Source organism: Deinococcus taeanensis, assembly GCF_020229735.1.
GTDB lineage: Bacteria > Deinococcota > Deinococci > Deinococcales > Deinococcaceae > Deinococcus > Deinococcus taeanensis.
In genome coordinates, this window is record NZ_CP083455.1 from 1,479,182 (window position 1) to 1,491,447 (window position 12,266).

At 67.0% G+C, this 12,266-nt stretch carries 8 protein-coding genes; 3 read left to right on the forward strand and 5 right to left on the reverse strand.

The window, feature by feature from the left end:
• Positions 1-33: 33 nt before the first annotated feature.
• Complete coding sequence (locus tag LAJ19_RS07195; RefSeq protein ID WP_225475103.1) at positions 34-3,387, forward strand: FtsK/SpoIIIE family DNA translocase; 3,354 nt, start codon at positions 34-36, stop codon at positions 3,385-3,387.
• 174 nt (positions 3,388-3,561) lie between these two features.
• Positions 3,562-5,286 (forward strand): fasciclin domain-containing protein, encoded by a 1,725-nt coding sequence (locus LAJ19_RS07200; protein ID WP_225475104.1) that lies wholly within the window; start codon positions 3,562-3,564, stop codon positions 5,284-5,286.
• 59 nt (positions 5,287-5,345) lie between these two features.
• Here LAJ19_RS07200 and LAJ19_RS07205 read toward each other — a convergent pair whose 3' ends face one another.
• The 3 genes from LAJ19_RS07205 to LAJ19_RS07215 form a co-directional block, all read right to left on the reverse strand.
• A complete protein-coding gene (locus LAJ19_RS07205) occupies positions 5,346-6,200 on the reverse strand; it encodes a metallophosphoesterase family protein (protein WP_225475105.1) in 855 nt (284 codons plus the stop codon).
• 86 nt (positions 6,201-6,286) lie between these two features.
• Positions 6,287-7,561 carry an ABC transporter permease gene (locus LAJ19_RS07210; protein WP_225475106.1) on the reverse strand — a complete coding sequence of 425 codons (1,275 nt, stop codon included), beginning with the start codon at positions 7,559-7,561 and terminating at the stop codon, positions 6,287-6,289.
• Complete coding sequence (locus LAJ19_RS07215) at positions 7,551-8,285, reverse strand: ABC transporter ATP-binding protein (protein ID WP_225475107.1); 735 nt, start codon at positions 8,283-8,285, stop codon at positions 7,551-7,553. The genes LAJ19_RS07210 and LAJ19_RS07215 overlap by 11 nt, the downstream gene beginning before the upstream one ends.
• Before the next feature lie 398 nt (positions 8,286-8,683).
• Here LAJ19_RS07215 and LAJ19_RS07220 point away from each other — a divergent pair, with 398 nt between their 5' ends.
• Complete coding sequence (locus LAJ19_RS07220) at positions 8,684-9,190, forward strand: transcription initiation factor IIE subunit alpha family protein (protein ID WP_225475108.1); 507 nt, start codon at positions 8,684-8,686, stop codon at positions 9,188-9,190.
• 108 nt (positions 9,191-9,298) lie between these two features.
• On the opposite strand, the gene LAJ19_RS07225 is transcribed toward LAJ19_RS07220, so the two are convergent.
• Both LAJ19_RS07225 and LAJ19_RS07230 read right to left on the reverse strand, forming a co-directional pair.
• Positions 9,299-10,684: a sugar ABC transporter permease gene (locus LAJ19_RS07225; protein ID WP_225475109.1), complete on the reverse strand. Its 1,386-nt coding sequence runs from the start codon at positions 10,682-10,684 to the stop codon at positions 9,299-9,301.
• A complete protein-coding gene (locus LAJ19_RS07230) occupies positions 10,681-12,078 on the reverse strand; it encodes an ABC transporter permease subunit (RefSeq protein ID WP_225475110.1) in 1,398 nt (465 codons plus the stop codon). Before LAJ19_RS07230 ends, LAJ19_RS07225 begins: the two co-directional genes overlap by 4 nt.
• Positions 12,079-12,266: the final 188 nt, after the last annotated feature.

Here is a 12,266-nt window from a genome sequence, read left to right on the forward strand (position 1 = left end):
AATTGGGTGGTGGTTTGGGGTACACTGCCGGGCATGGCGAAGGCTCGTTCAAGGGGTGCAGCTCCGGTCAGCCGGTTCGACGGAGAGGCCCTGGGCCTGGTGCTGTTCGCGCTGGGGATTTTTCTGGGGGTGACGGTGTTCATGCCGCCGGTTGAGGCGGGCGGGGACTCGTTCATGGCGCAGGCGCGTGCGGTGCTGGTGGGCTGGCTGGGCTGGGGTGCGACGCTGCTGCCGGTGGTGCCGGTGGCGTACGGCACGCTGGTGTTCCTGGGGCGTGACGTGGGGAACCTGACGCGGCGGGTGCTGGGGGGCGTGGCGGTGGTGCTGTCGCTGCTGGCCCTTCATGAGGTGCTGGAGGCCGGTCAGGGCGGCACGCTGGTCGGTCTTGTGATGGGGCCGCTGCTGAGGGCCGTGAGTTATGCCGCGGCGCTGCTGCCGCTCCTGACCCTGACGCTGGGCACCGAGGTGATGCTGCGCCTGTCGCCGCTGTCCCTGCTCAAGGGGTTCTTCCGGGCCCTGAGCATGATGCTGGGCGGCGGAGCGGCGCAGGTGCAGGGTGTGATCGAGGCGCGGCAGGAGGGCCGGGAGGCGGCGCGCGCGCGCGTGGGGGCCCGGCAGGGCCTGGCAACGCTGGCCCGGGACGTGGAGGGCCTGCGCCGCCTGTACCCGGACGCGCCGGAACTGCACGATCTGCACGAGGAGCTGCGGGATGCGCAGCGGGACGTGCGGACCCTGGATGAGGCGGGACTGAAGAACCTGGACCGGGACCTGGCCGGCTGGCGTGAAGTGGTGAAGACGTTTGTAGGGAACGCCGCGCGGGATCTGCGGGCGGCCGTGGAGACCGAGGCCCCCGAGGCTGGGGCGCTGGTGGAGGCCACGGCGAACGAAGTGCGGGCCGGGCGGCACGACCTGAGTCCCGAACTGCCGAGCACCATGGCGAGCGCCTCCCTGGAACGGTTGAGGCGAACGCTGGTGCTGGAAGCCCAGCGGCTCGCGCAGCGCGCCGGGCGCCTGGAGCGGGAGCGCAAGGCGGCCGAAAAGGGCCTGGCGAAGGCCGACGCGGCGGCCCTAAGCCGGGAATGGCCGGCACACCGCGCCCGCGTGAAGGAATGGCAGGAGCTGGCCGCGGAATTCACAGCCTGGCGGGCGCGGGCTGCTGCGTACGCGGGATGGCCGGAACTGGCCGCGGCGTTCGACCGTGCCCCCACAGACGTGGCCGAATCTCTTGCCGAGGCCCTGGGAACCGACCCGGACGCGGTGCTGGCCGACCCGTCCGGGTGGCGGGCGCAGCTGGCCCGCGCGCAGGAGGAGGCGCGCCGGCGCGCGGAGGCGATTACGCCCGCCGCGCACGTCGAGGCGGGCGTGCCCACGCTGGATTTCGATTTCACCGGCCTGACGTCAACGTCGGCTGACACCGGGGTGACGACCTCCCCGCCGCTGTGGACACCGCCTGCCCGCGCCGTGGGGGCTGTGCCAGAGATGGCCGAGTCCACGGCGGTGACCCTCCCGCCGGTTCCCCCGGTGGCAGGGGGCCTCTCCCCTGCTCCCCGAACCTCCCCTGAAGAGCCGCAGGAGCAACCAGCTGAACCGCTCCTGTGGAACGCTGCGCCGGGCCCGGCCGTGGTCTCGGTGAGCGCCACGCCTGTCAGCCTGCCGCCGGCGGCGCAGCGGCCCGCGCCGGTGCTGGCCCCGGAGGTGCGGCCCGACCCGGAGCTGGGGGGGGTTGACCCGTTCAGCGGCTGGGACGATGACGACCTGCCTTTCGGTCCCTCCGGCGGGGGCAGCGGCACGCCGGTGGTGACGGCCCCGTCGGTGGTTGCTGCGCCCTGGGAAACGTCGGTGCCGGAACGCCGCCCGGTGCCGGCCAGCACGCCTGCCGCGCCGCTGCCCCTGTTCACGGGCGAGCCCACCACCCGACCGGCCCAGGGCGCATTGCCCCTGGCGAAGCCGGACGAATCGCTGCTGGACCCTCTTCCGGGAGCGGCCCTCAATACAGAGGCGCTGGATATTTCGGCGCGGCAGCGGGCCGGGCTGATTGATGAGACGCTGCGGCACTTCAACCTTCAGGCCCGGGTGGTGGATTACGCGCGTGGACCAACAGTGACCCGGTATGAGATCGAGCCTGCACCCGGGGAGAAAATCAGCCGTATTGCGGGGCTGGCGAATGACCTGGCCCGCGCACTGGCGGTGGGCGGCGTGCGTGTCGAGGCGCCGGTGCCGGGCAAGAGCGTGATTGGCCTGGAGGTGCCGAACGCTGAGAGGGAGCCGATCACGTTCCATCAGGCGGCGGCCGCCCCGAGCTTCAAGAACACCCGCGCGAAACTCCCGGTGATTCTCGGCAAGAGCATTGACGGGGAGATGATGGTGGGGGACCTGGCGAAGATGCCCCACCTGCTGGTGGCGGGCAGCACCGGCAGCGGGAAGTCGGTGTGCGTGAACACGCTGATCACGAGCCTGCTGTTCAAGTACCTGCCCACGGAGCTGCGGTTCCTGATGATCGACCCGAAAATGGTGGAGCTGACGCCGTACGACGGCATTCCGCATCTGGTGCGGGCCGTTGTCACGAACCCGGTGGATGCGGCGGGGGTTCTGCTGGGCGCCGTGGCCCACATGGAACGGCGTTACAAGATGATGTCCCAGGTGGGGGCGAAGAACCTGGAGCAGTACAACGCGAAGATGCGTCAGGTAGGTGAGACGGAGCTGCCACACCTGGTGATCATCATCGACGAGCTTGCCGACCTGATGATCACGTCGCCCAAGGAGGTCGAGTCCGCCATCATGCGCCTGGCGCAGATGGCCCGGGCGACGGGCATGCATCTGGTGCTGGCGACGCAGCGGCCCAGTGTGGATATCCTCACCAGCCTGATCAAGGTGAACGTTCCGGCCAGAATTGCGTTTGCGGTGAGCAGCAGCCATGACAGCCGCACGATCCTGGACGCTCTGGGTGCCGAGCGCCTGACCGGGATGGGTGACATGCTGTACTACCAGCCTGGGCTGGTGAAGCCGGTGCGTCTGCAGGGCCCTTACATCAGTGAGGTGGAGTCCGCGCGGATTGCGGATGAGCTGCGCCGACAGGTTTTTGAGGATGCATTCGTTGAAGCGTACGGCTCGGACTTTGAGGGTGGTGTGGAGGCCAGTGGCCCCAGCGGTGACCGGACCAACATGGATTTCAGTGATCCGCTGCTGCGTCAGGCGGCACAGATCTGTATTGAGGAGGGTCAGGGCAGCGTGTCGCGGCTGCAACGGCGCCTTTCTGTCGGTCATGCGCGCGCCGGCAAGTTGATGGACATGCTGGAAGCGATGGGGGTGGTCAGTAAGCATCAGGGCAGCAAACCACGTGAGGTTCTAGTCAGCGAGGCAGAACTTCCGGACTATTTTGGAAAGTAAGAACCTGAAGAGACTCTTAAGGTCCTGATAAAAGCATGAGAGGCCCCCTAAAAGTGGGGCCGTTTTTATTTACATCACCTGTTCGCTTGCTTCCAAAAGTTGCTTTTTCACCGCTGCTGGTGAAGATTGTCTGACGGAACCATCAGTTCAATCTTCGTTTCCCGAGGTGATTTCATGAAAAAGCAGACCAGCTTTATCACGCTCAGCCTGATGCTCGTGACGCCGGCCATGGCCGGCGGTGCCGGCGGACCCGCCATGACCGCCCCCGCCGCCGCGTGCAAAAGCATCGCCCAGATCGTCATGAGCGACCCGAACTTCAGCACGCTGGCGACTGCCGTGGAGGCCGCTGGCCTGTCCCAGACCCTCATGGGCGGCAACTACACGGTCTTTGCACCCTCCAACGCCGCCTTTGCCAAGCTGCCCAGTGACACGCTGGCCGCTGCCCTGAACGACCCGGCCCTGCTGCGCGCCCTGCTCACCTACCATGTGGTGCCGGGCAAGGTCTCAGCGAAACAGGTGATGACCCTCTCCACTGCCCGGACCGTGCAGGGCGGCAGCCTGCTGATCAGCGCGTCGGGCGGCAAGGTCATGGTAGACAACGCCACCGTGACCCGCACGGACATCGCTGCCTGCAACGGCATCATTCACGTGATCGATACGGTGCTGATGCCCGCGATGGCCGCGGCCCCCGCCCAGCCGGCCGCCACGGTCACTGCGCCCGCACCGGCCCCCACGGCCACCGCGCCCGCCACCACCACGGCGCCCGCGGCCACCGACATCATGGCCATCCCGGCGCTGCCCGTGGGCGTGACCACCGCACCCGCGACGACCACGACCACCACGGAGACAACGACCACCACCGACACGACGGTCACCACCGACACCACCACGGAGACGACGGCCACTGCCGATACCACCGCGGATATGACCGAAGGCACCACCCTGTATGACGTGATCGGCACCGACGAGCGTTTCAGCACGCTGCGCGACCTGCTCAGCGACGCCGAACTGACCGAAGTGCTCATCAGCAACGACTACACCATCTTCGCGCCCACCAACGAAGCCTTTGAAGCGCTGGATCCCGATACGCTCGCGCTGATCGCCAGCAACCCCGATACCCTCAAGGCCGTCCTGCTGTATCACGTGGTGTCCGGCAAGGTCACCGGCGAGCAGCTGGGGCAAGCCACGCAGCTGCGCAGTGAGCAGGGCGCCAGCCTGAACTTCAAGCTGGACGGCACCACCCAGATGGTCAATGAGGCCACCGTGACCGTCACGCCGGTCGAAGCCAGCAACGGTTACATCTACGCGGTAGACCAGGTGCTGCTGCCCCCTGACCTGGTGCTGCCCACGGCGCCCGCCGACACGACCGGGACGTCAACGACCGATACGACAACGGCGACCACGACCACCACAACCGCGACCACCACGACCACCACGGCAACCACGACTGTGACCCTGGCGAGCGCACAGTCCGGCGCAACGCTGATGGAAGTGCTCAGCCAGCCTCAGTTCAGCACGCTGCTGAGCCTGGTGCAGAAAGCCAACCTGATGGGCGCCCTGACTGCAGGTGACGTGACCCTCTTTGCGCCCACGAATGACGCCTTTGCGAAGCTGCCGCAGACGACCCTGGACGCACTGATGGCCAGCCCGGATCAGCTCAAGCAGGTGCTGCTGTTCCACGTGGTCACGGGCCGCGTGGTCGATGCTGGCCTGAACGTCGCTCAGCTGCGGTCCATGGAAGGCAGCAGCATTGACCTGACCACGAATGGCAGCACCTACCGCGTGGGCGTCCTGAAGGCTGGTGCCATCACCGGCGGCACGATCAATACCCGCGCCGATGCCGGCAACAGCGTCGTTTACCCGATCGATACGGTGCTTCTGCCCCCCACCCTGAAGTAAGCGTATTCACGCTGGCCGCCCGGACACACTCCGGGCGGCCAGTGTCACGCCGGGGCAAGTCAGACGGGTTCGAGGTCCGGATGCTGGCGAAGGAACTGTGCCCACGTGGCGTGCGTGCGGGGCAGACCGGCACGTTCTGTCCAGGCCCAGTAGGGGGTGTAGAGGCTGCGGGCCGTGACCACCTCATCACGGAAGATGTGTGCACTGAGGCCGGTGCGCATCAGCCCGCTCGTCTCGAAGCGCCGCAGGACGCCCCGGCGGTCGTAAGGCACCGCCCGCAATGTGGCCTCCCACCCCTGGGGGGTGGCGGTGAGCAGCAGGTATTGTGCGCGCGGGTCGCCTGTGGCGGGCGCGCCAACTGCACCCGTATTGAGAATCAGGACGCCGTTCAGGGTAGCGTGAACCGGCCGGTGAATGTGCGAACCGATCAGGACCCCATACGGCGCCTCACCCGGGCGATGGGCAAGCGCCGCAATCCGGTCCGGCGCGCTGCGGTCACTGAGGCTTTCCCGGTAGTGGTCGCGGGTGCCATGCGCCATCTGCACGGCACTCAGGCCAGCTTGGTGCAGGTCGAGGAACATCGGCCAGCTGGCGGGCACATGCAGCAGCCCGGCGTGGTCGAGCTGTTCGGCGCTCCAGGCTGTCGCGCCCCAGAATGGGTCCGTGAACCAGTCCGCGGGGAGGTTAGCGCTGCGGGTGTGCCAGAGGCGCAGGAGATCATCGTGGTTGCCGAGGGTGAAGGTGACATCGGTCCGTTCGAGCAGCGTGCGCAGCACTTCGACCGAGTCGGGACCCCGGTTCACGACGTCGCCGTTGACGATCAGCCGCTCAGCCCCCTGGTTCCGGGCGTCGCGCAGGACCGCCCGGAGCGCGTCGGCATTGCCGTGGATATCTGCCAGGACTGCCAGCCTCATTCGGCCGGCAGTCTAGGGCATGCTGGGCGGCGCAACCGGAATGCGCCGCCCACTCAGCCGAAGATCAGGGTTATCCGGGGGAGGGGTCAGTTCCGGAAGATGACCTCCTCCCGGCTGAAGGACCGCAGGGCCAGGGCACACAGGGTTAGCGCGGCAAGAAGATTCACGGCGAACGCCAGGGCGGCGTGCCCAGGGTTCAACGCGCCGCGCACCGTGTCCAGGATACTGACCATCCCGCCAATCAGAGGAACGGCGTACAGGCCGGGTCCACTGTGCAGGAAGTCCGCGAACTGCAGCATCACTGCGGGAATGACGATCAGCATGGTGATGGGCGCCACGTAGGTCTGGGCTTCCTTGAAGGACCGGGCGTAGATGCCCACAGTGATCAGCAGGGCGCTGATCAGGACCGCCGTGGAGGCGGCGGTGCCGAGCAGGGACAGCAGGGCAGACGGGCTGAGGCTCAGCTGCCCGCCGATGCCCTGCGTGAAGGCGGCGCTGGCTTCCGGCTGCCGGTCCTGGAGGGCGCGCATGGCCAGGCCGCTGAGGAGGAACCCGGCCACACTGAAAGCGGCGCTGGTGAGGGCCGTCAGGGTCGTGGCGAGCAGCTTGCCGGCGACAACCTCGGCGCGGCGGACCGGCGAGACGAGCAGGCTTTCAAGCGTGCCGCGTTCCTTCTCTCCTGCTGTGGCGTCCAGGGCAGTGGCCATGGCGCCCGCGAGGATGAACTGCATCATCAGCATGGGAATCAGGAAGGCCAGCTGGCCACTGCGTTGCTCCTGGGTGCTGCTGGCGTCCACGGGGCGCAGGGTGACCGGCGTGAGCGTGGACTCGCTGAGGCCAAGGCTGGTGAGGCGCTGTACGGTCAACTGCCGGTTGTAGGCTTCAAGGACGTCCTGCACTTTGCTGTACGCGCCAGTCTGCGCGCGCAGGTTGCCCAGTTTGGCGTAGATGTTCAGCGTTCCCGTGCCGTCACCGGCCCGCTCGGGCAGTGGTGAGGAAGCCTGGACGGCGGCGTCCACGCTGCCGCTCTGCACCGCCTGGAGCGGGTCGGTGACGGGCACGAGATCCACGCCGGCGCGGACGACCGTGCCGTCCGGGAGGGTTTCGTCGCGTTCCAGCGCGGCACGCAACCCGCCGGGGAGTTCGCCGCTGATGCCCAGCTGCTGCCGGGTCTGCTGCTGTCCGCCGATCAGGCTACCCATCATCAGTGGGAGGCCCAGCGTGAACAGCGGGATCAGGATCAGCGGCATGAGGATGGTGGCGTTCAGGGTGCGCCGGTCCCGCAGGGTCGACAGGAGGTCGCGGACGGTGATTTCCCACACCAGGGCGCGGCGCAGGCCGCGGCGCGCGTCAGCCGGCATGTGGCACCTCGGCCTGTATGAGGTGGAAAAAGGCGCCTTCCAGGGTGGTCTGCGCGGTGCGCTGCAGGATGTCAGGAATGGAACTGACCGTGAGGAGGCGACCCTCATGTAGGATGGCGACGCGGTCGCAGACTTCCTCGACCTCACTCATGACGTGCGTGGAGTAGACGGTCAGACGTCCAGGCGCGCGGGTGGCGTGGACAAAGTCCAGCAGGGTGCGCCGCGCGAAGATGTCCAGGCCGCTGGCCGCTTCGTCGAGAATCAGGATGGGCGGGTCATGGATGACGGCGCGGGCAATCACCACTTTCTGTTTCATCCCGGTGGAGTACTCGCCCGCGCGGGCGTCGAGGGTGCGGCCCAGGTCCAGGCGGCGGTCGAGTTCGTCGATGCGGGCGTCCGCCTGGGCGCGGCTCAGGCCGTACAGGGCGGCAAAGGAGCGCAGCACCTCCCGGCCGGTCAGGCGTGCAGGAAGGCCCATGCCGCCGTTCACGACGCCCACGACACGCCGGACGCCTTCAGGATCGCTGTGAATGTCATGTCCGGCGACGGTGGCCGTGCCGCTGTCGGGCCGGAGGAGCGTGGCGAGGATGCGCAGCAGGGTGGTTTTTCCGGCGCCGTTGGGGCCGAGCAGGCCGAACACCTCGCCTTCGCGGGCGCTGAAGGTGACCTGCCGGAGGGCGGGATAGGTCCCGTAGGTTTTGGTCAGGGTGTGAATGTCGAGCATGGATCTCCTTAGGGTTCGCCGGGCGGCCCGTTCAGGCTACGCCGCACCCGACCGTGAAGTTCCCTGAAGTGACCAGTCAAACGGTGAGATGGATGTGGATCAGGACCAAAAAGCCTGTGCTGGCGCAGCAAAGCGTTCGCTGTCACAGGACGCTCCTAAAACGCAATACCCCCATTGCCTCATGCACTATGAGAGAAAATCTGCGACAATAGGAAAGTTGCGCTAGAGGGCGCAGCTTCCGCCGAAGTTGCACCGAGTCAGGTTTTTAAACGTCCCGACACCGTCTTCGACGCCACCCGCCCTCACGGTCCACACCCTCAGCCGGGCGTGACCGGACCCGAATCACCCTCGTTCATCGCCGCACCACCTCCAGGGAGGCGCGGCGCCCGGAGGACCACATGTTTAACCCCCCCACCCTCGAAGATCTGCAGGAAACCCGGCGCGCCAACGAGAAGCTTGTTCTCAAGGCGCTGGAAAGCAAACCCGAATGGGTTGAAACCGAACTTGCCAAGACCACCGGTCTGGCGCTGTCCCACCTGCGCGCCGCGCTTGCCAGCCTGCTCGATCAGGGCCGCGTGCGCCGTCTGCCCGGCACCGGGACGCGCGCCGTGTACGGCCTCGCTGATCCCGGCCTGGCCGACGTGCCTGCCACGGCCCTGACCAGCGACGCGAAGAAGGTCCGCGATTATCTCGAAGGGCGCGCTGACTCCGCGCTGTACATGAGTGATCAGCTCCGCATGACCCGCGAGGACGTCATGGCCGCCCTGAGCCTCCTCAACGCGCACGGCATGATCACCTGCACCTTCGTGGGCAGCCTCGTGATCTTCCGCCTGAAAGAAACCCAGGCGCTGGGTCAGGAAAGCGCCGCACCCGAAAAGACCGGGCGCAAGAAAAACGTCGCCTGAACCTGGGCGCCTCCCTCTCCCCCGCCCCGGCGGGGGTTTTTTCTGGCTCATCAGGCCAAGAGAAAAGCCGCCGCGCCCACGGGTGCGGCGGCCTGACCTGCGCTGAAGCTATTCCTTCACGCCGCCCGCGACGGCGCCGCCCACGAAGAAGTTCTGGAAGCCGTAGAACAGCCCCACGATCGGCAGGGCGCCCAGCGTGGCCGCCGCGGCGAACACGCCCCACTTCGTGCTGAACTGCCCGCTGGTGAACGACCGGAGCATCACGCCGACCGTCCAGTGCTCCACGCCGGTCATCAGGATGCTGGCGAGAATGAACTCCGCGTAGGTGCCGATAAACTGGTTCAGGAAGATAAAAACCAGCATGCCGCGCGACAGGGGCAGCACCACGCGGGTGAAGGTCTGCCAGCGGGTCGCGCCGTCGACCATCGCTGCTTCCTCCAGCGATTCCGGCAGGCTCTCCACGTACCCCTTGAAGATCCAGGTGTTGAAGGCAATGGCGCCGCCGGAGTACGCCAGGATCAGCCCGGTGAACGTGTTGCTCAGGCCCAGGTCAGTCAGGAGTTTGAACACGGCCACGAGAGCCAGAAACACCGGGAACATCTGAATAAAGATGAAGAACAGCAGCATCTGGAAACGGCCCGGGAAGCGCAGGCGCGCCATGGCGTACCCGGCGGTGGTGGACAGCAGGATCGCCAGAATGCCGGTCAGCCCGGAGACCAGCAGGGTATTGCGGACGGACAGCAGGAACTTGCTCTCGTTGCTGCCCCCCGTGAACTGCGCGGGGGTCATGAAGATTACCAGCACCGCCAGCGCCGCCACGAGTGTCCGCAGACTCCAGGCGCGGATGTTCGCCTGCGCTTCGCTGTCGCGGCCTACTCTGCTGATCAGCAGGGACAGCAGCAGCGCCGCGAGCGCCGCGCCGGAGATCAGCGCCAGCAGCAGCTGCCACGCGGGGATGGTCACGCCCTCGAAGAGCTTCCCGAAGTTCTCCAGGCTGAGCTGGCTGACGTCCGGAAGCAGCCCGGTTTTATAGAACGGGTTGGTGCTGCCAAAGTCAGGGAAGGCGAAGAGGCTGTTGCGCGGATCGAACGCCGCGATCAGCACGTAAAGCAGCGGGTAGATGGCGCCCAGAACGACCAGAATCAGGAACAGGTGGGTCAGCTGGTCGCCCAGCACCGCGGCGTAGCTGATGCGGCGCCCCGTACGGGCCATGCCGATCTGCTGGCCCAGCAGACTGGTGAGGGCCAGCACACCGCTGGCGGCCAGCAGGAACAGCAGGAAGCGCACCCAGCCGCGCTCCACGAAGTAGATGGAAAAACTCTTGGCCTTGCCGTTCAGGCTGTTGTTCAGCGTGACGCCCAGCCAGATGAGCAGGCCGAGAACGACCGCGCCGACCACCCAGGGCAGCAGGCGGCGCAGGAGCGTGGGTTCACGGTGCACGTACCCGCCGGGCGGCAGGGGCGCGTTGCGGTTCGGGGTGGGGGCGGCGGTCACTTGCGGGCCTCCTCGAACACGCCGGCCGCCTTGAAGTTCACGAGGCTGATGGCGAGCGTCAAGAAGAAGATGATCAGGGCGATGGCGCTGGCCAGGGCGAAGTTCTGCCCGCCGCTGGACACGAACGCCGTGTTGTATCCCCACGAGAGGAGAATGTCGGTGCTCTGCGCGGTGCTTTCCCGCCCTTCCTGCGCGGGCCCGCCGGCGGTGAGCAGGTAGATGATGCCGAAGTTGTTGAAGTTGAACGCGAAACCGGACAGCAGGATCGGCGTGAACGAGTTACGCAGCAGCGGCAGCGTGATGCTGGTGATCTGCTGCCAGCGGCTGGCGCCGTCAATCTCGGCCGCTTCGTACAGATCCTCATTGATGGTGCTCAGGGCGCTGATGGTGGCGGTCATCATGTACGGAAAGCCCAGCCACAGGTTCACCAGCAGAATGCTCACCTTCGCCCACAGCGGATCGTTCAGCCACGGAATGGCCACCACGCCCAGCAACCCCAGCGTCTTGTTCACAATCCCGAACTGCTGGTTGAACAGGGCCACCCACATCTGCACGCTGATGACGGTGGGAATGGCCCAGGGGAGAAACAGCAGGGTGCGGTAGATGTTGCGTCCCTTGAGGCGTTTGTTGAACAGCAGGATGCCCAGGATCAGCCCGGCCACGGCATTCAGGAAGATGGTGCTGAAGGCAAACACGACCGTCCACAGGAACACGGGCCACAGGGCGCGGCTGGCCTTCCCGAAGATCTGCTGGAAGTTGGCGAGCCCCACATAGCTGATGCTGTTGATGCGGGTGGCCTGGGTGACCGTCAGGGCGTCAGGCACCGGAGCGGCCAGCGTGAGGGTCCGGCCCTGAGCGCCGGCCACGCGCGCGCGGTACGGCTGCGACGCCTCCTCGTCGTACAGCACCACCGTGGCGTCGGCGCAGGCCGCCGTCCGGCAGCGCAGGAACTCCGCGACCGGTTCTCCCAGTTCCGGCAGCGTCACGGTGCGCCGGCCGGCCCCCAGCGCCGCGGCCTGACGTGTGGCACTGTCGGGATTGCCGCTGTTCTGCCCGCTGTAGTTCGTGAAGGCGTAGTTGATCGTGAGCACGACCGGCAGCACCGTAAACGCCAGGATGAACACCAGGGCAGGCAGCAGGTAAAACCAGTTGGTCAGCCACGGAAAGGCGCGCAGGGTCACGGGCGCCAAGAGCAGCAGGGCCAGCAGCGTCCAGATCAGGATCGTGAAGGCCGGCGCGCCTGGCAGAACCTGAGCGGTCAGGGTAGACAGCAGCCAGCCGATCAGGACGGACGCGCCCAGCAGAGCCGCCAGGATCAGCAGGGCCGTCAGAATGCCGCGCGTGCCCTGGGGGGGCGCGCTGGGCCGGGCTCGGGAGGGGGTCAGGGTGGTCATCAGTGTCAGGGCCTCCGTGCAGGAAAGTCAGCGTTGGGGTCCGGTCGCCCGCCAGCCTTGTGGGTATGGGGTTGCCTTTACGGTCCAGCCCGCTGAAGGGACAGCGGAACGAGCGTCAGGACAACGGGTGGTGGACACGGAACAAGGACGGAGAGGACTGCCGCGGCGGGCGGACCTCTTCCGTCCTG